The following is a 23,595-nucleotide window of genomic DNA, read 5'->3' as shown; positions in this document are numbered from 1 at the left end:
GCGCCGCTGCGCTCGCCGAGCGTGGCTCGGCGCTACCTCCTGTTCAGCCTGTTCAGGCACAATCGCGGAAACCTCATCCGGTACTCCGCCATGCGCTTCCTGCTGATCTCCACCCTGCTGCTCGCCACCACCGCCTGCACGTGGGTGCCGATCGAGTCGTCCGGCAAGACCGTGCGCGTGCTGGCCCCCGGCGCCGTCCCGGCCGGCTGCCTGACCAAGGGCGAAGTCGTGGTGACGGTGAAGAGCAAGGTCGGCTTCTACAACCGCAACCCGCTGCGCGTGCAGGAAGAGCTGGAAACCCTGGCCCGCAACGAGGCGCCCAGCGCCGGGGCCAATGCCGTGCAGGCCGCCGCGCCGCCGGCCGACGGCAGCCAGCGCTTCGCCGCCTTCCAGTGCCCGCCGCGCTGAAGGGCACCATACGGCCAAGGCTGAATCGGTAAAGGTGCGGTCAGGCCAAGAGGGTTATAGAATGACGCCCCCTTTGCCTGAGCCTTGGCGCTAACTCGATGCTCTTCAAGAATGTCTCGATCGCCGGCCTGGCGCATGTCGACGCGCCCCACACGCTAACGACCAAGGAAATCAACGAACGCCTGCAGCCCACCCTGGACCGCCTCGGTATCCGTACCGACGTGCTGGGTGACGTTGCCGGGATCCATGCGCGCCGCCTGTGGGATGAGGGCACGCTGGCCTCGGACGCGGCCACCATGGCCGCCCGCAAGGCACTGGAAGACGCCAACATCGGCCCGGCCGACGTCGGCCTGGTGATCAACACCTCGGTCAGCCGCGACTACCTGGAGCCGTCCACCGCCAGCATCGTGTCCGGCAACCTGGGCGTGGGCGAGGAATGCGTCACCTTCGACGTGGCCAATGCCTGCCTGGCGTTCATCAACGGCATGGACATCGCCGCGCGGATGATCGAACGCGGCGAACTGAACTACGCGCTGGTCGTCGATGGTGAAACCGCGAACCTGGTGTACGAGAAGACCTTGGAGCGGATGACCGCCCCGGGCGTCACCGCCGAAGACTTCCGCAACGAGCTGGCAGCGCTGACCACCGGTTCGGGCGCGGCGGCGATGGTCATGGCGCGTTCGGAACTGGTGCCCGACGCCCCGCGCTACAAGGGCGGCGTCACCCGTTCGGCCACGGAATGGAACCAGCTGTGCCTGGGCAACCTGGACCGCATGGTCACCGATACCCGCCTGCTGCTGATCGAAGGCATCAAGCTGGCCCAGAAGACCTTCGCGGCGGCGAAGATCGCGCTGGGCTGGGCGGTGGAGGAACTGGACCAGTTCGTCATCCACCAGGTCAGCCAGCCGCACACCGCCGCGTTCATCAAGAACTTCGGCATCGATCCGAAGAAGGTGATGACCATCTTCGGCGAGCACGGCAACATCGGTCCGGCTTCGGTGCCGATCGTGCTGAGCAAGCTCAAGCAGCTGGGCAAGCTGAAGAAGGGCGATCGCATCGCACTGCTCGGCATCGGCTCGGGACTGAACTGCTCGATGGCCGAAGTGGTCTGGTAACCCAGGCCCGGACATGTCTTCCCAAGGGCCGGTACTACCGGCCCTTTTTACAGGTGCACCGCATGCGCGATCTTCCCGGCTACCCGTCCACTCCCCATCGGTTCGAGGTCCGTCCGGGCCTGTCGATGAACTACCTCGACGAGGGTCCGCGCGACGGCGAGGTGGTGGTGATGGTCCACGGCAATCCGTCGTGGAGCTATTACTGGCGCACGCTGGTGGCCGGCCTGTCCGACCGCTACCGCTGCATCGTGCCGGACCATATCGGCATGGGCCTGTCGGACAAGCCGTCCGACGATCGTTACGACTACACCCTGCAGTCGCGCGTGGATGACCTGGACGCGCTGCTGGCGCATCTGGGCATCACCGGTCCGGTGACCCTGGCCGTGCACGACTGGGGCGGGATGATCGGGTTTGGCTGGGCCTTGTCCCACCATGCCCAGGTCAAGCGCCTGGTGGTGTTGAACACCGCGGCGTTCCCGATGCCGGCGGCGAAGAAAATGCCGTGGCAGATCGCGCTGGGCCGGCACTGGAAGGTCGGCGAGTGGATCATCCGCCGCTTCAACGCGTTTTCCGCCGGGGCCTCGTGGCTGGGCGTCGAGCGCAGGATGCCGGCCACCGTGCGCCGCGCCTACGTGGCGCCGTATGACAGCTGGGACAACCGCATCAGCACGATCCGCTTCATGCAGGACATCCCGCTGTCGCCGGCCGACAAGGCGTGGTCCCTGCTTGAGCGCTCCGGCCAGGTGCTGCCGTCGTTCGCCGATCGTCCCGCCTTCATCGGCTGGGGCCTGCGCGATTTCGTCTTCGACCATCACTTCCTGAAGGGCTTCCAGGCGGCGCTGCCGCAGGCGGAAGTGCACGCGTTCGAGGATGCCGGTCATTACGTGCTGGAAGACAAGCACGAAGTGCTGGTGCCGGAAATCCGCGCCTTCCTGGACCGCAATCCGTTGTAAGCAGGACGGCGGCAGGTGACGGGGTCAGACTCCTTTCGCGCAGCGAAAGGACTCTGACCCCAGCCTCTGACCCCCGACTCTGACCCCCGACTCTGACCCCCGACTCTGACCCCCGACTCTGACCGCACTCAGGCTGCGATCGGTGCCTGCGGCGCGGGGCTGTTGCCGTTGTCGTCCGGGTGGTCGTCGTCGTTGCCGGCGGCGTCGCGCCAGCGCCAGTCGGCCGGGGTCAGCGGGTCCAGGCCGTAGGCGATGCGGGCTTTCTCGCACTGCGCGCTGGGCTTGCCGTATTCCCATGAAGCGTCCACCTCGCGGCACACGCTGGGCCGGCTGGGATGGATGGTGCAGCGTGAATACACCCCGATCTGCGCGTCCAGCGCCACGCAGCGCACCGGTGCCGAATGGGTGCCGCGCATGCACAGGCGATGCGGGTCGAGCGCTTCGGTCAGCTGGTGCGGTACGCCGCCGGGCGTCACTTCGTCCGATTCCATCCAATGGAAGGCGACACGGTACTGGGTGCAGCAGGCGCCGCAGGTCATGCAGGGGTGTTGCATGGGCAAGGCCGCCTCGGGGCGGGCATAGGACAGGGACGAAGACGCGGATTTTCCACGATGCGGGCCCGCGCGCAAGAAATTCCGTATCCGGCGACAATGAACGGATGAATCGATACAGCAATATCGCCGCGCGGCTGCCTGAACTGGCGCGTGAGCGGCCCGACCAGATCGCCATCCGCTGCCCGGGACGCCGCGGCCCGGGCAATGGCATGGCCGCCTATGACGTCACCCTGGACTACCGTCAACTGGACGCCCGCAGCGATGCGATGGCCGCCGGACTGGCCTTGCACGGCATTGGCCGCGGGGTGCGCGCGGTGGTGATGGTGCGGCCTTCGCCGGAGTTCTTCCTGTTGATGTTCGCGCTGTTCAAGCTGGGCGCGGTGCCGGTGCTGGTGGATCCGGGCATCGACAAGCGCGCGCTGAAGCAGTGCCTGGACGAGGCGCAGCCGCAGGCCTTCATCGGCATCCCGCTGGCCCACGTGGCCCGGCTGGCGCTGCGCTGGGCGCCGTCGGCCACGCTGCTGGTGACCGTGGGCCGCCGCCTGGGCTGGGGCGGTACCACGCTGGCTGCGCTGGAGCGTGCCGGCACGGGTACGCCGCCGATGCTGGCCGCCACCGATGGCGAAGATACCGCTGCGATCCTGTTCACCAGCGGCTCCACCGGCGTGCCCAAGGGCGTGGTCTACCGCCACCGGCATTTCGTCGGCCAGGTCGAGCTGCTGCGTTCGGCATTCGGCATGGAAGCGGGCGGGGTGGACCTGCCGACCTTCCCGCCGTTCGCCCTGTTCGACCCGGCACTGGGCCTGACCTCGGTGATTCCGGACATGGACCCGACGCGGCCGGCCAAGGCCGATCCGCGCCGCCTGCACGATGCGATCAAGCGCCACGGCGTCACCCAGTTGTTCGGCTCGCCGGCATTGATGCGGGTGCTGGCCGATCACGGCCAGCCGCTGCCGGGGGTCAAGCGGGTGACCTCGGCGGGGGCGCCGGTGCCGCCGGACGTGGTCGCCAGGATCCGCCGGCTGTTGCCGCCCGACGCCCAGTTCTGGACGCCGTATGGCGCCACCGAATGCTTGCCGGTCGCGGTGATCGAAGGGCGCGCGCTGGAAAACACCCGGGCCGCCACCGAAGGCGGTGCCGGCACCTGCGTGGGTGGAGTGGTGGCGCCCAACCAGGTGCGGATCATCGCCATCGATGACGCGGCGCTGCCGGACTGGACGCAGGTGCATGAGCTGCCGGTGGGCGAGGTAGGCGAGATCACCGTGGCCGGACCCACCGCGACGGACAGCTATTTCAACCGTCCGCAGGCGACCGCGGCGGCGAAGATCAACGAGACGCTGGCCGATGGCAGCACCCGCGTGGTGCACCGCATGGGCGATGTCGGCTACTTCGATGCGCAGGGCCAGCTGTGGTTCTGCGGGCGCAAGACCCAGCGCGTGGAAACCGCGCAGGGGCCGCTGTACACCGAACAGGTCGAGCCGGTGTTCAACACCGTGGCCGGCGTGGCGCGCAGCGCGCTGGTCGGCGTCGGCGTGCCGGGTGCGCAGGTGCCGGTGCTGTGCGTGGAGCTGCTGCCCGGGCATTCCGATTCCGCCGCCCTGCATGAAGCGCTGCGGACCAAGGCCGCCGTGCGCCTGCCCGAGGCCCGTCTGCAGGACTTCCTGGTGCATCCGGGGTTCCCGGTGGATATCCGCCACAACGCCAAGATCGGCCGCGAGAAGCTGGCGATCTGGGCCACGAAACAACGGGAAAAACAGGCATGAAGATCCTTGTCACCGGCGGCGGTGGATTCCTGGGACAGGCCCTGTGCGCCGGCCTCGCCGAACGCGGCCACCAGGTGCTCAGCTTCAACCGCGGCCAGTACCCGGCGCTGCAGGCCATGGGCGTGGGCCAGATCCAGGGCGACCTGGCCGATGCGCAGGCGGTGCTGCATGCCGTGGCTGGCATGGACGCAGTGCTGCACAACGCGGCCAAGGCCGGTGCCTGGGGCAGCTATGACAGCTACTACCAGGCCAACGTGGTCGGCACCGACAACGTGATCGCCGCCTGCCGTGCGCAGCAGGTGCCGAAGCTGGTCTACACCTCCACCCCCAGCGTGACCCATCGCGCCACGCATCCGGTGGAAGGGCTGGGCGCGGACGAAGTTCCGTATGGGGAAGACTTCCAGGCACCGTACGCCGCAACCAAGGCGATCGCCGAACAGCGCGTGCTGGCGGCCAACGATGCCGCGCTGGCCACCGTGGCGCTGCGCCCGCGGCTGATCTGGGGGCCGGGTGACCTGCAGCTGGTACCCCGGCTGGCGCAGCGCTCGCGCGCCGGACGCCTGCGTCTGGTCGGCGATGGCAGCAACCTGGTGGACACCACCTACATCGACAACGCCGCGCTGGCGCACTTCCTCGCATTGGATGCACTGGCGCCCGGCGCGGCGTGTGCGGGCAGGGCCTACTTCATTTCCAACGGCGAACCGCTGCCGATGCGCGAGCTGCTCAACAAGCTGCTGGCCGCGGCGGGTGCACCGGCGGTGACGAAATCGGTGAGCTTCAAGACGGCGTACCGCATCGGTGCGATAGCCGAAAAACTGTGGCCGCTGCTGCGCCTGCCGGGCGAACCGCCGCTTACCCGCTTCCTTGCCGAACAGCTGTGCACGGCCCACTGGTACAGCATGGAACCGGCGCGCCGCGACTTCGGTTACGTACCGGTGGTCAGCATTGACGAAGGACTCACGCGGCTGAAAGCTTCATCAATCGGCGAGATTTCCGTCACCCGATGAACACCGCCGGCACGTGAGTATGGTCCCCAACGCCACCCCGGCACGTTAACCGCGAGGATCGCCATGCTGCACTACGCCGTCATCTTTTTCGTCATCGCCCTGATTGCCGCCGTGCTCGGTTTTTCCGGTATCGCCGGTGCCGCCAGCAACATCGCCTGGATCCTGTTCGTGGTCTTCCTGGTGCTGGCCGTGATCTCGATGTTCCGCAAGCGGACCTGACCTTCGGTCACGTTGCTTGAAGACGAAGCCGGGCATTGCCCGGCTTTGTTGTTTCTGCGGGATGCTGCCGCAGCGTGACGGCCAGCGGGCGTCACTACCGGAATGGCGGCGGAGGCAACGGCGTGACGACCAACGGTCGTCACCCACCACAGGCACAGCATGACGGCCAGCGGCCGTCACTACCGGGTTGGGCGGCGGTCAGTACCGCATCGCAGGTAGAATGCCTGCCATGCCTCTTTCCCTGCTCAAGTCGCTCAAGCCGGTTGCCGGCCGTGCCCTGCAAGCCGCGCTCAACCGCGCGCTCGCGCTGGATCCTGATACCCGCCAGGCGCTGACCGCGCTGGACGGCCGCCATATCGACCTGACCCTGGAAGCGCCCGCGCTGGCGATGCGCATCAGCGTGCACGGCGAGGCACTCGAAGTGGGCCCGGTGGACCATCGCGAAGCCGACCTGGCCGTGCGCAGCAGCCTGTCCGGTGTGCTGGCCCAGCTGCCGCTGCTGGCGAAATCGCGCGGCGCGCAGGCCAACCCGGCCGGCCGGGTGCGGGTCGCCGGTGATGCCGAACTGGCGCGCCGCCTGCAGCAGCTGGCGAAAGGATTCGACCCGGACTGGCAGCTGCCGTTCGTGCGCGTGTTCGGTGAAGTGCTGGGCGTGCAGGTGGCCAATACCCTGCGCAGCGCCCTGCAGCACGCGCGCCGCGGCGCGTCCGACCTCGCGCATACCGCCGCCGAGTTCGTCACCGAGGAATCGCGTGACGTGGTGCCGCGCGGCGAACTGGACGCCTTCCATGACGACGTGGACGTGCTGCGCGACGACGTCGAGCGCATCGCCGCGCGCGTGCAGCGCCTGCGAGGTGCCGCATGAAGGCGCTGCTGCGGGCCAGCCGGATCGGCCGCATCATCCTGCGCTACCGCCTGGACGACCTGCTGCAGGGCACCCCGGCCGAGCGCTGGCTGCGGCTGGCCAAGCCGTTCGTGCCGCGGGCATCGGCCGATATCGCCGCACAGACCCGCGGAGCGCGGCTGCGCCTGGCGCTGCAGGACCTCGGCCCGATCTTCGTCAAGTTCGGGCAGATCCTGTCCACCCGCCGCGACCTGGTGCCGCCGGACGTCGCCGTTGAGTTGACCCTGCTGCAGGACCGGGTCAAGCCGTTCGATGGCGATACCGCACGCCGCATCGTCGAACAGGCGCTGGGCATGCCGGTCAGCGCGGCCTTCGCCAGCTTCGACACCGAACCGCTGGCGTCGGCGTCGATCGCCCAGGTGCACGCCGCCACGCTCGGCGATGGTCGCCAGGTGGTGGTCAAGGTGCTGCGCCCGGATATCGAAAAGCAGATCGTCGCCGACATCGCCCTGCTCAACTCGCTGGCGACGCTGGTCGAGCGCACCCATCCGCGCGCCGACAAGATCCGCCCGCGCGAAGTGGTGGCGGAGATCGAAAACACGCTGTCGGCCGAACTGGACCTGCAGCGCGAAGGCGCCAACGCCAGCGTGCTGCGCCGGTTCTGGGAAAACTCGGACGACCTGTACGTGCCCGAGGTGATCTGGAGCCACACCGCCGAACGCGCGCTGACCTTGGAACGCGTGTGGGGCATTCCGTCGGACGACATCGATGCGCTGGACCGCGCCGGCATCGACCGTGTCGCGCTGGCGGCCAAGGGCGTGCGGGTGTTCTACACCCAGGTGTTCCGTGACAACTTCTTCCACGCCGATGCGCACGCCGGCAACATCTGGGTCGACCTGGATCCGCAGCGCCGCGCCAATCCGCGCTTCATCGCACTGGATTTCGGCATCATGGGACAGCTCTCGCAGGAGGACCAGTACTACCTCGCCGAGAACTTCATGGCCATCTTCAACCGCGATTACCGGCGCATCGCCGAACTGCATGTGCAGGCGGGCTGGATGCCCGACCACGTGCGCATCGACGAGCTGGAATCGGCGGTGCGTTCGGTCTGCGAACCGTACTTCACCCGCCCGCTGTCGCAGATTTCACTGGCGGAAGTGCTGATGAAGCTGTTCCGCGTGGCGCAGCGCTACCAGCTGACCCTGCAGCCGCAGCTGATCCTGCTGCAGAAGACCCTGCTCAACATCGAAGGCGTGGGCCGCCAGCTGGATCCGCAGATCGATATCTGGGCGGTGGCCAAGCCGGTGCTGGCGAAGATCCTGCGCGCGCGCTACAGCCCGCGCCGGGTGCTGCGCGAGATCGGCAAGCGGGTGCCGGAAATCATGACCCATGCGCCGGACATGCCGCGGTTGGTGCACGCCTGGCTGAGCCAGCAGGTGGAAGGTCGGCACGAGCTGTCGATGCGCTCGCGCGACCTGGCGGCGCTGGACGCCAGCCTGCAGCGCCTGCAGAAACGCGCCGTCGGCGCGATCACCGGTGTCGGCCTGCTGGCGATCGCTGCGCTGATGTACGTGCTGCAGCCGCCGGGCCTGTACTTCGGCGACATGCCGATCTGGAGCGGGGTGTCCGGCGCGCTGGGTGCACTGGCGCTGGCGCGGGCGTGGTGGCGATGACGGGCAGCGCGACGGTGATCGATGAAGTGAGTCCGGACGACGACACCGCCGCCGTGGCGCCGCTGCCGCCGCTGCAGCTGCTGCACCAGGACGAGCGCCTGGCGGTGGTCAACAAACCGGCCGGGCTGATGGTCCACGACAGCAAGCTGGCGCGTGGTGAGGATGACTTCCTGGCTGATCGGCTGCGCGAGCAGCTGGGCCGGCAGATCTTCCTGGTGCATCGGCTGGACCGCGCCACCAGCGGCTGCCTGCTGCTGGCCTTCGACCGCGAAACCGCAAGTGCGCTGGGCAAGTCGCTGATGGGCGGTGAGGTGCAGAAGGACTACCTGACCGTGTGTCGTGGGTGGCCGGCAGAGGAAAGCTGGCAGGTCGACCACGACCTGGATGGCGGTCCCGGCAAGCCGGTGAAGAAGCCGGCGGTGACTGATTTCCAACGCCTGGCGACCGGCGAGCTGGCGGTGCCGAGTGGGGAGTTCAGCACCTCGCGTTATGCGCTGCTGCGCTGCCAGCCGCAGACCGGGCGCTTCCGCCAGATCCGCCGCCATCTCAAGCACCTCTCGCACCACATGATCGGCGACACCAGCCATGGCGATGGGCGGCACAACCGCATCTTCCGCATGCAGGGCGTGCACCGCATGCTGCTGCATGCCGAGCGCCTTCGCTTCCCGCATCCGGATGGCGGCACGCTGGACGTACGCGCGCCGGTGGATGCGGCCTTCCAGAAAGCGCTGGACCTGTTCGGCTGGGACATCCCGCCGGGCGGGCTACAATCACCGCCATGAAAATCGCCTCGTGGAACGTCAATTCGCTCAATGTCCGCCTGCCGCACCTGGAGCAGTGGCTCAAGGACTTCGGCCCGGACATCGTCGGCATCCAGGAAACCAAGCTGGAAGACCACAAGTTCCCGGATTCGGCGCTGATCGCCGCCGGCTACCGCAGTGTGTTCGCCGGCCAGAAGACCTACAACGGCGTGGCGCTGCTGTCGCGCGAGCCGGCGCAGGACGTGCAGATCGGCATCCCCGGCTTCGAAGACGAGCAGAAGCGCGTCATCGCCGGCACCTTCGGCGACCTGCGGGTGATCAATCTGTACGTGGTCAACGGCCAGGACGTGGGCACGGACAAATATGCCTACAAACTGCGCTGGCTGGAGGCGGTGCACGCCTGGATCGCCAGTGAACTGCAGCGCTACCCGAAGCTGATCGTGATGGGTGATTTCAACATCGCCCCGGACGAGCGTGACGTCAACGACCCGTTGGTCTGGAACGAGAACCACATCCTGACGTCCACCGCCGAACGTGGCGCGTTGAACAAGCTGCTGCAGCTGGGCCTGCACGATGCGTTCCGCCTGCACAGTGACGAGGCCGGGGTGTTCAGCTGGTGGGATTACCGCGCCGCCGGCTTCCGCCGCAACCTGGGGCTGCGCATCGACCTGACCCTGGTATCGGATGCGCTGAAGGCGTCGGCCGTGGCATCGGGCATCGATCGCGAACCGAGGACCTGGGAGCGCCCCAGCGACCACGCCCCTGCCTGGGTGCAGCTGGGCTGAAAACAACGAGGCCCGGCAGTTGCCGGGCCCCGTCGTGATGCCGCATCCGGCCAGCGGCCGGGACGACCGCGGCGTCAGCGTATGCTCTTGCGGGTGAACAGGTTGACGATCGCCAACAGGATCACCGCGCCAAGCAGAGAGAACAGGAAGCTGCGCAGCGTGATCGCGTCGTTGATGCCGTTGCCGAACAGGAAGCCTGCAATCAGCGCACCGACGATGCCGACCACCACGTTGAGGATGATGCCCTGCTGGCCATCGCGCCTCATGATGATGCTGGCCAGCCAGCCTACGATGCCGCCTACGATCAACCAGATGATGATGCCCATCGCCGCACCTCCACGTCCCAAGGGACTTCAGTTGACGCGTACTGCCGTGAACCGCTTGTGCAGCCGCGCCGGCAGGTCCGCGCAGTGAGCGCGCCGGCGTCCCTCGAAGGCCCGTGGCGCTTCGGTCCGGTGACGGTCTGGCGCCGCCCGCACGTACCGGGGCAGCGCGGCGAACCGCAGGCGCGACAGGTGCTGGCCGAAGCGCTGGGCGGCGATCCATTGGCGCTGCCGCTGGTCCGTGACCCGCGTGGCCGCCCGGAGCTGTCCGCTGCGTTGTCCGGCTATGGCACCGGCTGGAGCCACAGCGGCCAGCTGCTGCTGGTGGCGCTGGGCGAAGGCGTGCGGCTGGGCGTGGACCTGGAACTGCTGCGGCCACGGCCGCGCCTGCTGGAGATCGTCCGCCGCTTCTTCCACCCGGCGGAAATCGAATGGCTGGAGAGCCTGCCCGAGGCCGATCGCGAACACTGGTTCTTCCGCGTCTGGTGCGCCAAGGAGGCCATGCTGAAGGCGGACGGGCAGGGCATCTCCTTCGGCCTGCACCGGCTGCAGTTCGCCCCCGCCGCCGACGGCAGCCTGCAGCTGCACTGGTGCGACCCGGCGCTCGGACCGGCCGCGCGTTGGCACCTGCACGAGTGGCAGGCGCACGCCGATTTCCGCGCCGCGCTGGCCTGGCACGCGGCCTGAAGCGCTCGTGGCCGGGTGAAACCGGCGATAATGCCGGCATGAGCGAACACAATCTCCCGCCTGCCGTCGCCGACACGCTGCAGCGTGGCCTGGCCGACATGCGGCTGGCCGCCGAGCTGGCGCCGCCGCTGCTGCGTTACCTGGCCCTGCTGCACCGCTGGAACCAGACCTACAACCTCACCGCCGTGCGCGATCCGCAGGAGATGGTGACCCGCCACCTGCTGGATTCGCTGGCGATGCAGCCGCACGTGGCCGATGGCACGCTGGCCGATCTGGGCACCGGTCCCGGGCTGCCCGGCATTCCGCTGGCCATTGCCTGCCCGGGCCTGCAGGTGACCCTGGTGGAAAGCAACGGCAAGAAAGCGCGCTTCATGCGCGAAGCCGTGCGTCAGCTGCAGTTGGGTAACGCGCGGGTCGCCGAATCGCGCGCCGAAGCCCTGGACGAACCCGGCCAGTACGACCAGATCACCGCGCGTGCGATGGATACGCTGGAAGGCATCGTGCGCGTCGGCGGCCACCTGCTGCGTCCGGGTGGGGTGCTGCTGGCGATGAAGGGCATCCATCCGCACGAAGAAATCGCCGCGCTGCCGGCCGGCTGGCGCGTGCGCGAGGTAGTGCCGCTGCAGGTTCCCGGGCTGTCCGGCGAGCGCCACCTGGTGACCATCACCGGTCCTTGAAGGGCTGCGCCGGTCCTTGTCCGGCAAGGTCCCGGCACATCCCGATTTCCGCCCGGGGCCGGTTGTACGCATAATGACCAGCCCCAGCAACCGTCGACGAGGCTCACCCGCATGGCCCGCATCATCGCCATCGCCAACCAGAAGGGTGGCGTCGGCAAGACCACGACCGCCGTCAACCTGTCCGCCGCCCTGGCCCACGCCCCCAAGCGCGTCCTGCTGGTGGACCTGGATTCGCAGGGCAACGCGACGATGGGCAGCGGCGTGGAAAAACGCGAGCTGGTCTCGTCCACCTACGACCTGCTGCTGGGCGAAAGCACCGCGGCGGAAGTGCGGGTGAAGTCGGCCGAAGGCTACGACCTGCTGCCAGGCAACATCGACCTGACCGCCGCCGAGATCCAGCTGATGGGGCAGGGCGAGCGCGAACAGCGCCTAAAGCGCGCGCTGGCACCGATCCGCGATGAGTACGATTACATCCTGATCGACTGCCCGCCGGCGCTTTCGCTGCTGACCCTGAACGCCCTGGCCGCCGCCGATTCGGTGCTGGTGCCGATGCAGTGCGAGTACTACGCGCTGGAGGGCCTGAGCGCGCTGGTGGAAACCATCGAAGCGCTGCGCGGCAACCTCAATCCGGCACTGGAAATCGAAGGCGTGCTGCGCACCATGTTCGACGTGCGCAACAACCTGGCCAACGCGGTGTCCGGCGAGCTCACCGAACACTTCGGTGACCTGGTGTTCCGCACCATCGTGCCGCGCAACGTGCGCCTGGCCGAAGCGCCCAGCCATGGCCAGAGCATCGTCGGCTACGACCGTGCATCGCGCGGCGGCGTGGCCTACCTCGGCCTGGCCGGCGAGATCATCCGTCGCAACAACGATCGCAACAAGGCCGCCAAGGCCGTGGAGACTGCCTGATGACCACCAAGCCCGCCGCAGGGAAGAAGCGTGGCCTCGGCCGCGGCCTGGACGCCCTGCTGGGACCGAAGGCTTCGGTGAGCCAGGTGCAGGCCACTGCGGTGATCGAGCCGCTGCCCGGTGAAGTGCTGCGCCGGCTGCCGATCGGCCAGCTGCAGCCGGGCAAGTACCAGCCGCGGCGCGAGATGGACCAGGCCAAGCTCGCCGAGCTGGCCGATTCCATCCGTTCGCAGGGCGTGATCCAGCCGATCCTGGCGCGCCAGCTGCCGGGCGGCAATTACGAAATCGTCGCCGGTGAACGCCGCTGGCGTGCATCGCAGCTGGCCGGGCTGGACGAAGTACCGGTGGTGGTGCGCGAACTGGAAGACCGCACCGTCATCGCGATGGCGCTGATCGAGAACATCCAGCGCGAAGACCTCAACCCGTTGGAAGAGGCCGAAGCGCTGCACCGGCTGATCAGTGAGTTCACCCTGACCCATGCCGAAGCGGCCGAAGCGGTCGGCCGTTCGCGTGCGTCGGTGTCCAACCTGCTGCGCCTGCTGGAACTGCCGATCGCGATCCGCGTGCTGCTGGAATCACGCCGGCTGGAAATGGGCCACGCCCGCGCGCTGCTGACGCTGGCCCCGGAACTGGCCGGCAAGCTGGCCCAGGAAGCGGCCGACGAAGGCTGGTCGGTACGCGAAGTGGAGCGCCGCGCGCAGGCATTCGCCGCCGGCAAGGTACCGGGCAACCGCCCGCAGCCGGCGCCGCGCACCGCGCCGCAGGCCGATATCGCCTCGCTGGAAACCGAGCTGAGCGAATCGCTTGGTGCCAAGGTGGCGATCAACCACGGCCGCGGCGGCAAGGGCAAGCTGGTCATCCACTACACCGATCTGGACACGCTCGATGGCGTGCTGGAAAGGCTGCGGGCCCAGCGCGGCTGAGCCACGGCATGACGATCCTGCTCACCGGTGCTGCGGGATTCATCGGGGCCTACGCGGCGCAGGCGCTGCTGCAGGCCGGCCAGGCGGTGGTCGGCCTGGACAACTTCAACACCTATTACGATCCGCAGCTCAAGCGTGACCGCGTGGCCGCGCTATGCCCACAGCTGGATCTGCGCACGCTGGAGCTGACCGACCGCGACGGCCTGGCCGCGCTGTTCGACCAGGTGCAGCCGCGCGCGGTGATCCACCTGGCGGCGCAGGCCGGCGTGCGTTATTCGCTGGAAAATCCGCAGGCCTACGTCGACAGCAACCTCAGCGGCTTCGTCAACATGCTGGAGGCCTGCCGCCGTCATGGCGTGCAGCACCTGGTCTACGCCAGCAGCAGTTCGGTGTATGGCGATTCGGCGATCCCGCCGTTTTCCGAAGACCAGCGCGTGGATCAGCCGCGCTCGCTGTATGCCGCCACCAAGGCCGCCAACGAACTGATGGCCTACAGCTACGCCCAGCTGTACGGCCTGCGGGCGACCGGTCTGCGCTTCTTCACCGTGTACGGCCCCTGGGGGCGACCGGACATGGCGCCGCTGCTGTTCGCGCGTGCGGTGCTGGCCGGGCGCCCGATCGAGGTGTTCAACGAAGGGCGGATGCAGCGGGATTTCACACATGTTTCCGACATCGTGGCCGGCATCCTTGGCGCGCTCTCCCATCCCAGTACCGAACCGGTGCCGCACCATGTGTTCAACCTGGGCAACCATACCCCGGTGGAGCTGGAGCGGTTCATCGACGTCATCGAGCGCGCCGCCGGGCGGGCTGCCTGCAAGGTCTACAAGCCGATGCAGGCCGGCGACATGGTGCGCACGATGGCCGATACCCGTCGCGCCCATGACGCTTTCGGCTACTCGCCGTCGCTGCCGATCGAACAGGGCCTGCCGCCGGTGGTGGCATGGTGCCGGGCGTATTACGGCGAGCGCGCCTGAAAGCGGCGCATCTGGGCAACCGGGTTCATCTTCGGATAACCTCGGCTGCGGAGAATGCGCGCTGTTTGTCCCTCCCTTCGCCGAGTTCCCGATGAGTCATCCTGAGCTTTCCGTCGTCGTCCCGGTGTTCAACGAGCGAGACAACGTCGCCGCGCTGGTGGCGGAAATCACCGCGGCACTGCGCGGACGCACCGCCTTCGAGATCGTCTACGTCGACGACCACTCCCGCGACGACACCCTGGCCGTACTGCAGGGCCTGAAGGCCACCACGCCGGAGCTGCGCGTGCTGCACCATGTCAGCCAGAGCGGCCAGAGCACGGCGGTCCGCACCGGGGTCAAGCAGGCGCGCGGTACCTGGATCGCCACGCTGGACGGCGATGGCCAGAATGATCCTGCCGACATTCCGAAACTGCTCCAGGCCCGCGCGGCCGCCGATGCCCGGGTCAAGCTGTTCGCCGGCTGGCGGGTCAACCGCAAGGACAGCGGCAGCAAACGCTGGGCCAGCCGTTGGGCCAATGCGATCCGCGCGCGCGTGCTGCAGGACGCCACCCCCGATACCGGCTGTGGCATCAAGCTGTTCGAACGCGAGGCGTTCCTGGACCTGCCTTACTTCGACCATATGCACCGTTACCTGCCGGCACTGATGCAGCGTGCCGGCTGGAGCACGCAGAGCGTGCCGGTCAACCACCGCCCGCGCACCGCGGGGGTATCCAAGTACAACAACCTGCAGCGCGGGCTGGTCGGACTGCGCGATCTGCGCGGGGTGGCGTGGCTGATCACGCGCAGCCGCCGTACCGCCGTGGAAGAGCGCTGATGGAGCAGTCCCTGCTCGACCAGCCGCTGACCTGGTTGTACTGGACCGGGCTGCACGTCACCGGCTGGAAGTTGATCGGCTACACCGGCGCGCTGATGTTCGGCGGCCGCTGGCTGGTGCAGTTCGTCGCCTCGCGGCGCGCCGGCAAGCCGGTGATCCCGCGGCTGTTCTGGTACATGAGCGTGGTCGGCAGCCTGATGACGCTGAGCTACTTCCTGTTTTCGGCGAAACAGGATTCGGTCGGCGTGCTGCAGAACCTGTTTCCGGCCTTCACCGCGCTGTACAGCCTGAAGCTGGATATCGCCCACCGCGGCTGGAAGCGCGACAAGGCCGTTCACTAGGCAGCGGGCAGGACGTTCGACCCATGTAGCAGGGCCGCATCGGTGCCATCATCGAAGGCCTGCCTCCCCGGGAATCTGTCGCTCGTGAAAACCCGCCTTGCCGTTGCCCTGCTGCTTGCCCTGTCTGCTCCCGCGCTTGTCCATGCGGCCCCGCCGGTCGCCACGGCGGCGCCGGCCAGCGTTGCCAATGAAAGCGCAGCCGATGCTGCCTTCCGCGCGATCTACGAAAAGGAATGGGCGTGGCGCCAGGCCGGTGGAGGCGAAGCCAGCGAGGACGGTGACGCCCCGGAAAGCGCCGCGCGCATGCCCGATGTCGGCCCGGCCGCACAACAGGCACGGCTTGCGGTCTGGGACGGCGTGCTGAAGCAGCTGGATGGAGTGGATGCCAAGGCCCTGTCGGCGGTCAACCAGGTCAACCTGGCGATCTACCGCGACCAGGTGTTCAACCTGGCCGAGGAAGTGCGCCTGCGCAGCTACGAGATGCCGTTCAACTCGGATTCCTCGTTCTGGTCCAACCTCTCCTTCATGGCCCGTCGCGAGATGAAGACCGCGCAGGACCATCGCAACTACATCGCGCGCCTCAACGACGTGCCGCGCTATTTCACCCAGCAGACCGACAACATGCGGGCCGGCCTGGCCCGTGGCTTCAGCGTGCCGCGCGCGGTGCTGGACGGCCGCGAAGTAGCGATCTCCAACGTCGCCGACCTCACCGATCCGACCCAGTCGCCGCTGTACGCACCGTTCAAGAAGCTGCCTTCCAGCATTCCCGCCGCCGAGCAGGCGCAGCTGCAGGCGCAGGCCCGCGAAGCGATCGCCGGCAAGGTCATCCCGGCCTTCCAGCAGCTGCGCAGCTTCTTCCTGCAGGAGTACGTGCCCAAGGCACGCACCACGCTGGCCGCCGAGGCCATGCCCGACGGCAAGGCGTTCTACAGGCAGCAGATCCACGAATACACCACGCTGGACCTGAGCCCCGATGAGATCCACGCGATCGGCCTGGCCGAGGTGGCACGCATCCAGTCGGAGATGAACGCCATCATCAAGCAGGTGGGCTTCAAGGGCAGCTTCGGCGAGTTCCTGACCTTCCTGCGTACCGATCCGCAGTTCTATGCCAAGACCCCCGACGAGCTGCTGCATCGCGCGGCATGGATCTCCAAGCGCGTGGACGGGGTGATCGGCAGGTACATGACGCTGCCGCGCGCGCGCTTCACCATCGTGCCGGTGCCACCGGACATCGCCCCGTTCTGGACCGCCGGCCGCGGCGGCATGGGCACCTACTGGCTCAACACCTACAACCTGCCGGCGCGCCCGCTGTACAACCTGCCGGCACTGACCCTGCACGAGTCCGATCCGGGCCATGCGCTGCAGGGTGCGCTGGCGGCCGAACAGGGCGAACTGCCGGAGTTCCGTCGCAACAGTTACATCTCCGCCTACGGCGAAGGCTGGGGCCTTTACTGCGAAAAGCTGGGCGTGGAGATGGGCATCTACGAAACCCCCTACGAAGACTTTGGCCGGCTGACCTACGAAATGTGGCGTGCGGCGCGGCTGGTGATCGATACCGGCGTGCACAGCAAGGGCTGGAGCCGCGACCAGGCGCTGGCCTACCTGCGCGACCACACCGCGCTGAGCGAACACGAAGTGACCACCGAAGTGGACCGCTACATCTCCTGGCCGGGCCAGGCGCTGAGCTACAAGCTCGGCGAGATCGCGATCGTGCGGCTGCGCGCGCAGGCGGAAAAGGAACTGGGTGACCAGTTCGACATCAAGGCCTTCCACGACGCCGTGCTGCAGCAGGGCTCGGTGCCCTTGCCGGTGCTGGAAAAGCAGATCCAGGCATTCATCGCCGAACGCCGTAAAAGCTGATTCCAGGAAGTCCGGATCCTGCATCGGGCAGGCACGGGGGGCCGCCGCGCCGCACTGCGATTGTGTAACGCGCGCTGCGCTCGCTACCCTGCCGGTGATGATCCGCTCGCTGCGCCGCCGCCCGCTGTTCCTGCTCCGCCTGCTGATGCTGGTGGTGGTGGCGCTTGGCACGGCCGGGGGCGCGTTGGCGTCGGCGCTGGGTGACCTGCACGAACTGTCGCATGCCGATCATCCCGCGCTGCCCCATGGGGACGCAGAAGCCGAAACCGGCCATGACGACGACGACACCAGCGCGCGCCTGCTGCATGCGCTGGTGCACTGCGGTCATTGCCATGGCCAGGGCGGCGTGCTGCCCTTCGCCCATGCAGGCTGGGAACTGATTGCCGCGCCGGCCCGGGTGACCCACGGCCCACTGGATGCCAGCTGGCGTCCCGCCCCGCAGGACAGCCCGCTGCGTCCCCCGATCCAGGCCTGATCCGCGATCCGCCGCTGGCGGAGCAACCGATCCTGTCCTGAGATTGCTGGAGAAACCCCATGTTCAAACGCCTGGCCGCGCTTGCGGTCCTGGTGCTGTCGCCATGCGCCAACGCGCAGGTGACGTTGCCCGCTGCCCCGTTGACGCTCGATGCGGCGGTCGACCGTGTTGCACGCACCCATCCCGACCTGCGCCTGCTGCCGTTGCAGCAGCAGGCCGCCCGCGCCCGCTTCGACGCCGCCAGCCTGGCACCGCCGCTGGTGTTCGGCGTGGACCTTGAAAACGCACTCGGCAGTGGCGACAGCCGCGGCGTCGACGCGCTGGAGACCACCGTGTCGCTGGCCGGTGTACTGGAACGGGGCGGCAAGCTGGATGCGCGCCGCGCCGTGGCCCAGGCCAACCTTGATGCGCTGGCGCCGCAGCGCGAGATCATCCGCCTGGACATGATGGCCGAGGTAGCGCGTCGCTACCTGGCAATCACCCTCGCTGCCGCTCGCCAGCGCATCGCACTGGATGACATCGAACAGCGTCGCCGCGCGGTGCAGGCGGCGCAGCTGCGGCTCACCGCCGGCGCCTCGCCGGCGTCCACGCTGATCACCGCGCAGGCGGCCCTTGCCCAGGCCGAGCTGGACAGGGACCGTGCCCTGCAGGAGGGCAGCGCGGCGCGGCTGTCGCTGGCTGCGCTGTGGAATGCACGCGAGGTCGACTTCGACGTGGCCACTGGGGATCCGCTGCAGCTGCCTGCCCTGCAGGACTTCAGCCAGCTGGCCGACCTGCTCGAACGGACACCGGAGCTGGCGCTGATCGCTGGCGAACAGCGCGTGCGCCAGGCCCAGCTGCAGCTGGCCAGCAGCCAGCAGCGCGGCGATGTGTCCTGGCAGTTCGGCGTGCGCAACGACCGCGCCAGTCGCGATTCGTCGCTGGTGGGCAGCTTCAGCGTGCCGTTGGGCAACGCCCGGCGCGCGGATCCGGAGCTCCGTGCCGCACGCAGCGAACTGGAAATGAGCGGCGTGGAGCGGCAGGGCCGCGCGCTGCAGCTGCATGCCACCCTGGCCGAAGCACACGGGCGTTACAGCACGGCACGGCTGGAGGTCACCCGCATGGACCGCGACGTGCTGCCGCAGCTGCGTCGTGCCGAAAAGGCCGCCGAAACCGCGTGGCGTGCCGGTGCCATCAGTTACCTGGAATGGGCCCAGCTGCAGGCGATGCGGATCGAGGCCCGGCAGCGACAGCTGGATGCCGCGCTTTCCGCGCAGCTCGCCCTGATTGAACTCCAGCGGCTGACCGGTCAACCGCTGGTCGCCACCGCCACCGCCACCGCCACCGCAACCGAAGGAACCGCACCATGACCCGCACCGCCGTGGCCATGCGCCGCATGCTCGCGATCCTGCTGCCGTGCGCCCTGCTGGCAGGCTGCAGCGGCAAGCCGGCTGGCCCCGCCTCCGCCGAAGACACCCACGCGCACGCCGAAGGCGAAGCGCACGAGGACGAAGCGGCTGCGGAAAGCACCCGGATCACCGACACGCAGGCACGCGCTGCCGGCATCGTCAGCGCCGCGGTGGGCCCCGGCACCATCGCCGATGAGCACGAAGTACAGGGCCTGCTGGCGCCGGTCGATGGGCGCAGCGCGCAGGTCACCGCGCGTTTTCCCGGACCGGTGCGCGCGCTGCGCGCCAATGTCGGTGACCGCGTGCGTGCGGGCCAGCCCTTGGCCAGCATTGAAAGCAACCTCAGCCTGACCACCTACAGCATCGCCGCGCCGATCTCCGGCGTGGTGCTGTCGCGGCAGGTGCAGCTGGGTGCGGTGGCAGCCGAAGGCCAGGTGCTGTTCGACATCGGCGACCTGTCCCAGCTGTGGGTCGACCTGCACATCTTCGGCGCTGACACCCAGCACATCACTGCCGGCGTGCCGGTCACCATCACCCGCATGACCGACGGCATCACGCAGACCGCGACCCTCGAACGCGTGCTGCCCGGTACCGCCACGGCCAGCCAGAGCACGGTGGCCCGGGCCACCATCGACAACGCTGATGGCCTGTGGCGGCCGGGTGCCGCGGTGCGCGCGCGCATCGTGGTGGCCAGCACACCGGCGCCGCTCGCGGTACCGCTGACCGCACTGCAGTCACTGGAAGGCAAGGACGTGGTGTTCGTCCGCGAAGGCGACACCTACCAGGCACGCGTGGTCCAGTTGGGCGCACGCGATGCGCGCCAGGTCGCGGTCACCGCGGGCCTGCAGGCCGGGGAACAGGTGGTGGTGGAGCAGAGCTACACGGTGAAGGCCGACATCGGCAAGGCGGGGGCAGCGCATGAGCACTGAGCCGCGCGACGATCGCGCCCGTCCGGGCCTGCTGGAACGCATGATCGGCGGGGCCATCACCCATCGCTGGCTGATGATGGCGCTGACCGCGGTGCTGGTGCTGGTGGGCATCTGGAGCTTTGGCCGGCTGCCCATCGATGCCACGCCGGACATCACCAACGTGCAGGTGCAGATCAATACCGCAGCGCCCGGCTATTCGCCGCTGGAGAGCGAACAGCGCATCACCTATGCGGTGGAAACCGCGATGGCCGGGCTGCCGGCGCTGGAGCAGGTGCGTTCGCTGTCGCGCTATGGGCTGTCCCAGGTAACCGTGGTGTTCGACGACGGCACCGACCTGTACTTCGCCCGCCAGCAGGTGGCCGAACGCCTGCAGCAGGTCCGCTCGCAGCTGCCCGCCGGACTGGATCCGCAGCTCGGGCCGATCGCCACCGGGCTCGGCGAAATCTTCATGTACACCGTCGACGCCGCGCCCGGCGCGCGCAAGCCCGATGGCACCGCGTACACCGCCACTGACCTGCGCACCCTGCAGGACTGGGTGATCCGGCCGCAGCTGCGCACCGTGCCCGGGGTTACCGAGGTCAACACCATCGGCGGCTTCCAGCGCCAGGTCCACATCACTCCGGACCCGGCACGTCTGCGCGCACTCGGCTTCACCCTGGAAGAGGTGGCCGCTGCGGTGGAAGCCAACAACCAGAACGTGGGCGCCGGCTACATCGAGCGCAACGGACAGCAGTTCCTGGTGCGGATCCCCGGCCAGGTGGCCAACCTGGAAGAGATCGGCAACATCGTGCTGGACCGCCGCGAAGGCGTGCCGATCCATGTGCATGACGTGGCCGAGGTCGCCGAAGGCGCGGAGCTGCGCAGTGGCGCGGCCACCCAGGACGGCCACGAAGTGGTGATGGGCACGGTGGTGATGCTGGTCGGTGCGAACAGCCGCGAGGTGGCCCAGGCCGCCGCCGCGAAACTGGCGCAGGCACAGCGCAGCCTGCCCGAAGGGGTCACCGCCACCGCCAGTTACGACCGCACCGCGCTGGTGGACCGCACCATCACCACCGTCGCCAGGAACCTGCTGGAAGGCGCGCTGCTGGTGGTGGTGGTGCTGTTCCTGCTGCTCGGCAACGTGCGCGCGGCGCTGATCACCGCGGCGGTGATCCCATTGGCGATGCTGTTCACCCTGACCGGCATGGCCCGTGGCGGGGTATCGGCCAACCTGATGAGCCTGGGTGCGCTGGACTTCGGCCTGATCGTCGATGGCGCGGTGATCATCATCGAAAACTGCCTGCGCCGCTTCGGTGAGCGCCAGCATGCGCTGGGACGCGACATGAGCGCCGCCGAGCGCTTTGCCGAAACGGCCAGCGCGACCGCTGAAGTGATCCGCCCGAGCCTGTTCGGCCTCGGCATCATCACCGCGGTCTACCTGCCGATCTTCGCGTTGACCGGCGTGGAAGGAAAGATGTTCCACCCGATGGCGATCACCGTGGTGCTGGCGCTGAGTGGCGCGATGCTGCTGTGCCTGACCTTCGTGCCGGCCGCCATCGCGCTGTTCCTCGGTGGGCGCGTGCAGGAAAAGGAAAACCGGGTGATGGCGTGGCTGCGCCGGCGCTACCAGCCGCTGCTGGGCGTCGTGCTGCAGCGTGGGCGCTGGGCGGTGGCCGCCGCGCTGGTGCTGGTGGTGGGCTGCGGCGTGCTGGCCAGCCGCCTCGGCAGTGAGTTCGTTCCCAGCCTGGACGAGGGGGACGTGGCGATGCATGCCATGCGCATCCCCGGCACCAGCCTGGGCCAGTCGGTACGGATGCAGGTGCAGATTGAAACGCGCCTGCTGCAGGTGCCCGAAGTGGCCAAGGTGTTCTCCAAGATCGGCACGCCGGAAGTGGCGTCGGACCCGATGCCGCCGTCGGTCGCCGATACCTTCGTGATGATGAAGGACCGCCGCGACTGGCCCGATCCGCGCAAGCGCCGCGACGTGCTGCTGGGTGAACTGGAAGCGGCGGTGGAACAGCTGCCCGGCAACAACTATGAGTTCACCCAGCCGATCCAGATGCGCATGAACGAGCTGATTTCCGGCGTGCGCGCGGACGTGGCCGTGGTGGTGTATGGCGATGACCTGGACATGCTGGCGCAGGTGGGCCGGCGCGTGCAGCAGGTGGTTTCCGGCGTGCCCGGCGCCGCCGACGTGCGGCTGGAGGAAACCAGTGGACTGCCGCTGCTGACCGTGCGCCCGGACCGCCAGGCATTGGCCGGCTACGGGCTCAATCCGGGCCAGGTGCAATCCACCGTGGCCACGGCAGTGGGCGGCACCGTGGCCGGACAACTGTTCGAAGGCGACCGCCGTTTCGACATCGTGGTGCGCCTGCCCGAAGCCCTGCGCCAGGATCCGGCGGCGCTGGCGGACCTGCCGGTGTCACTGGAGCCTGCGCTGGCCAACGGCAACGCCGACGAGCTGAGCCGCGGCGGTAGCGCCGCCAGTGGCGGACCGCGCACGGTACCGCTGCGTGAACTGGCGCGGATTGAAACCAGCGAAGGGCCGAACCAGGTCAACCGCGAAAACGGCAAGCGACGCATCGTGGTCACCGCCAACGTGCGTGACCGTGATCTTGGCGGTTTCGTGGCCGAACTGCAGTCCGCCGTGGGTACGCAGGTAGTGGTTCCCGATGGGTACTGGATCGACTATGGCGGCAGCTTCGAACAGCTGATTTCGGCCAGCCAGCGCCTGGCGGTGGTGGTGCCGGTCACCCTGGTGCTGATCTTCGCGCTGCTGTTCTGGGCCTTTGGTTCCGGTCGCGATGCGTTGGTGGTGTTCAGCGGGGTGCCGCTGGCGTTGACCGGCGGCGTGCTGGCGCTGGCACTGCGCGGCATGCCGCTGTCGATCTCCGCCGGGGTCGGCTTCATCGCCTTGTCCGGCGTCGCCGTGCTCAACGGGCTGGTGATGATCAGCTTCATCCGCCAGCTGCGCGGGCAGGGACTGGCGCTGCCCGACGCGGTGCGCGAAGGAGCGCTGGGCCGCCTGCGACCGGTGCTGATGACGGCCTTGGTCGCATCGCTGGGCTTCGTGCCGATGGCCTTCAATGTCGGTGCGGGTTCGGAAGTACAGCGGCCGCTGGCAACGGTGGTGATCGGCGGCATCGTGTCTTCCACGCTGCTGACCCTGCTGCTGCTGCCGGTGCTGTACCGCTGGCTGCACCGCCGCGAACACTGACCACCGCAAGGGGAGTG

At 68.4% G+C, this 23,595-nt stretch carries 24 protein-coding genes; 22 read left to right on the top strand and 2 right to left on the bottom strand.

The window, feature by feature from the left end; translation table 11 throughout:
- Positions 1-90 precede the first annotated feature (90 nt).
- The 3 genes from RTX79_RS07295 (at position 91) to RTX79_RS07285 (ending at position 2,476) form a co-directional block, all read left to right on the top strand.
- Positions 91-408 (top strand): DUF4156 domain-containing protein, encoded by a 318-nt coding sequence (locus RTX79_RS07295; RefSeq protein WP_057507086.1) that lies wholly within the window; start codon positions 91-93, stop codon positions 406-408.
- 98 nt (positions 409-506) lie between these two features.
- Positions 507-1,523, top strand: coding sequence for a 3-oxoacyl-ACP synthase III (locus RTX79_RS07290; protein ID WP_057507087.1), 1,017 nt, complete (start codon positions 507-509; stop codon positions 1,521-1,523).
- Positions 1,524-1,585: 62 nt separating this feature from the next.
- Entirely contained in the window at positions 1,586-2,476 is an 891-nt protein-coding gene (locus RTX79_RS07285) for an alpha/beta fold hydrolase (RefSeq protein WP_312682974.1), read from the top strand.
- Between the two features lie 128 nt (positions 2,477-2,604).
- Here the strand turns inward: RTX79_RS07285 and RTX79_RS07280 are convergent, their stop codons facing one another.
- A complete protein-coding gene (locus RTX79_RS07280) occupies positions 2,605-3,030 on the bottom strand; it encodes a YkgJ family cysteine cluster protein (protein WP_312682973.1) in 426 nt (141 codons plus the stop codon).
- Between the two features lie 104 nt (positions 3,031-3,134).
- On the opposite strand from RTX79_RS07280, the gene oleC reads away from it, so the two are divergent.
- The 7 genes from oleC to xth all read left to right on the top strand — a co-directional run bounded on the left by oleC (position 3,135) and on the right by xth (position 10,082).
- The gene (gene oleC / locus RTX79_RS07275; protein WP_312682972.1) at positions 3,135-4,793 is read left to right on the top strand and encodes an olefin beta-lactone synthetase; all 1,659 of its coding nucleotides are present in this window, start codon (positions 3,135-3,137) and stop codon (positions 4,791-4,793) included.
- A complete protein-coding gene (gene oleD, locus RTX79_RS07270) occupies positions 4,790-5,800 on the top strand; it encodes a 2-alkyl-3-oxoalkanoate reductase (protein WP_312682971.1) in 1,011 nt (336 codons plus the stop codon). The genes oleC and oleD overlap by 4 nt, the downstream gene beginning before the upstream one ends.
- A 63-nt stretch (positions 5,801-5,863) precedes the next feature.
- Positions 5,864-6,019 carry a DUF1328 domain-containing protein gene (locus tag RTX79_RS07265; protein ID WP_083491872.1) on the top strand — a complete coding sequence of 52 codons (156 nt, stop codon included), beginning with the start codon at positions 5,864-5,866 and terminating at the stop codon, positions 6,017-6,019.
- A 229-nt stretch (positions 6,020-6,248) separates the two neighbouring features.
- Complete coding sequence (locus RTX79_RS07260) at positions 6,249-6,884, top strand: ubiquinone biosynthesis accessory factor UbiJ (RefSeq protein WP_057507092.1); 636 nt, start codon at positions 6,249-6,251, stop codon at positions 6,882-6,884.
- The gene (gene ubiB, locus RTX79_RS07255; protein WP_312682970.1) at positions 6,881-8,536 is read left to right on the top strand and encodes a ubiquinone biosynthesis regulatory protein kinase UbiB; all 1,656 of its coding nucleotides are present in this window, start codon (positions 6,881-6,883) and stop codon (positions 8,534-8,536) included. The genes RTX79_RS07260 and ubiB overlap by 4 nt, the downstream gene beginning before the upstream one ends.
- A complete protein-coding gene (locus RTX79_RS07250) occupies positions 8,533-9,318 on the top strand; it encodes a pseudouridine synthase (RefSeq protein WP_312683030.1) in 786 nt (261 codons plus the stop codon). Before ubiB ends, RTX79_RS07250 begins: the two co-directional genes overlap by 4 nt.
- A complete protein-coding gene (xth, locus tag RTX79_RS07245; protein ID WP_057507094.1) occupies positions 9,315-10,082 on the top strand; it encodes an exodeoxyribonuclease III in 768 nt (255 codons plus the stop codon). Before RTX79_RS07250 ends, xth begins: the two co-directional genes overlap by 4 nt.
- Positions 10,083-10,156: 74 nt before the next feature.
- On the opposite strand, the gene RTX79_RS07240 is transcribed toward xth, so the two are convergent.
- Entirely contained in the window at positions 10,157-10,408 is a 252-nt protein-coding gene (locus RTX79_RS07240; RefSeq protein ID WP_123700063.1) for a GlsB/YeaQ/YmgE family stress response membrane protein, read from the bottom strand.
- Between the two features lie 84 nt (positions 10,409-10,492).
- Between RTX79_RS07240 and RTX79_RS07235 the strand changes: the two genes are divergently transcribed.
- The 12 genes from RTX79_RS07235 to RTX79_RS07180 all read left to right on the top strand — a co-directional run bounded on the left by RTX79_RS07235 (position 10,493) and on the right by RTX79_RS07180 (position 23,578).
- Positions 10,493-11,092 (top strand): 4'-phosphopantetheinyl transferase family protein, encoded by a 600-nt coding sequence (locus tag RTX79_RS07235; protein WP_312682968.1) that lies wholly within the window; start codon positions 10,493-10,495, stop codon positions 11,090-11,092.
- A gap of 38 nt (positions 11,093-11,130) precedes the next feature.
- Positions 11,131-11,769: a 16S rRNA (guanine(527)-N(7))-methyltransferase RsmG gene (rsmG, locus tag RTX79_RS07230; protein ID WP_312682966.1), complete on the top strand. Its 639-nt coding sequence runs from the start codon at positions 11,131-11,133 to the stop codon at positions 11,767-11,769.
- Positions 11,770-11,880: 111 nt separating this feature from the next.
- Positions 11,881-12,678, top strand: a complete 798-nt coding sequence (locus RTX79_RS07225) for a ParA family protein (protein ID WP_309682301.1) — start codon at positions 11,881-11,883, stop codon at positions 12,676-12,678.
- Positions 12,675-13,601 carry a ParB/RepB/Spo0J family partition protein gene (locus RTX79_RS07220; RefSeq protein ID WP_425602090.1) on the top strand — a complete coding sequence of 309 codons (927 nt, stop codon included), beginning with the start codon at positions 12,675-12,677 and terminating at the stop codon, positions 13,599-13,601. Before RTX79_RS07225 ends, RTX79_RS07220 begins: the two co-directional genes overlap by 4 nt.
- Before the next feature lie 8 nt (positions 13,602-13,609).
- Positions 13,610-14,575: an NAD-dependent epimerase/dehydratase family protein gene (locus RTX79_RS07215; protein WP_312682965.1), complete on the top strand. Its 966-nt coding sequence runs from the start codon at positions 13,610-13,612 to the stop codon at positions 14,573-14,575.
- A 91-nt stretch (positions 14,576-14,666) separates the two neighbouring features.
- The gene (locus RTX79_RS07210) at positions 14,667-15,389 is read left to right on the top strand and encodes a glycosyltransferase family 2 protein (RefSeq protein WP_312682964.1); all 723 of its coding nucleotides are present in this window, start codon (positions 14,667-14,669) and stop codon (positions 15,387-15,389) included.
- Positions 15,389-15,730, top strand: a complete 342-nt coding sequence (locus RTX79_RS07205) for a lipid-A-disaccharide synthase N-terminal domain-containing protein (RefSeq protein WP_312682962.1) — start codon at positions 15,389-15,391, stop codon at positions 15,728-15,730. Before RTX79_RS07210 ends, RTX79_RS07205 begins: the two co-directional genes overlap by 1 nt.
- Before the next feature lie 84 nt (positions 15,731-15,814).
- A complete protein-coding gene (locus RTX79_RS07200) occupies positions 15,815-17,590 on the top strand; it encodes a DUF885 domain-containing protein (protein WP_428695970.1) in 1,776 nt (591 codons plus the stop codon).
- 97 nt (positions 17,591-17,687) lie between these two features.
- A complete protein-coding gene (locus RTX79_RS07195) occupies positions 17,688-18,065 on the top strand; it encodes a hypothetical protein (RefSeq protein ID WP_312682961.1) in 378 nt (125 codons plus the stop codon).
- 59 nt (positions 18,066-18,124) lie between these two features.
- The gene (locus RTX79_RS07190; RefSeq protein ID WP_312682960.1) at positions 18,125-19,414 is read left to right on the top strand and encodes a TolC family protein; all 1,290 of its coding nucleotides are present in this window, start codon (positions 18,125-18,127) and stop codon (positions 19,412-19,414) included.
- Complete coding sequence (locus RTX79_RS07185; RefSeq protein ID WP_312682959.1) at positions 19,411-20,382, top strand: efflux RND transporter periplasmic adaptor subunit; 972 nt, start codon at positions 19,411-19,413, stop codon at positions 20,380-20,382. The genes RTX79_RS07190 and RTX79_RS07185 overlap by 4 nt, the downstream gene beginning before the upstream one ends.
- Positions 20,372-23,578, top strand: coding sequence for an efflux RND transporter permease subunit (locus RTX79_RS07180; RefSeq protein ID WP_428695969.1), 3,207 nt, complete (start codon positions 20,372-20,374; stop codon positions 23,576-23,578). Before RTX79_RS07185 ends, RTX79_RS07180 begins: the two co-directional genes overlap by 11 nt.
- The last annotated feature ends 17 nt before the right edge of the window (positions 23,579-23,595 follow it).

The organism is Stenotrophomonas chelatiphaga (genome assembly GCF_032054965.1).
Taxonomy (GTDB): domain Bacteria; phylum Pseudomonadota; class Gammaproteobacteria; order Xanthomonadales; family Xanthomonadaceae; genus Stenotrophomonas; species Stenotrophomonas chelatiphaga.
Note: the sequence above shows the minus strand (reverse complement) of the source record. Positions and strands in the feature narration are given on the sequence as shown.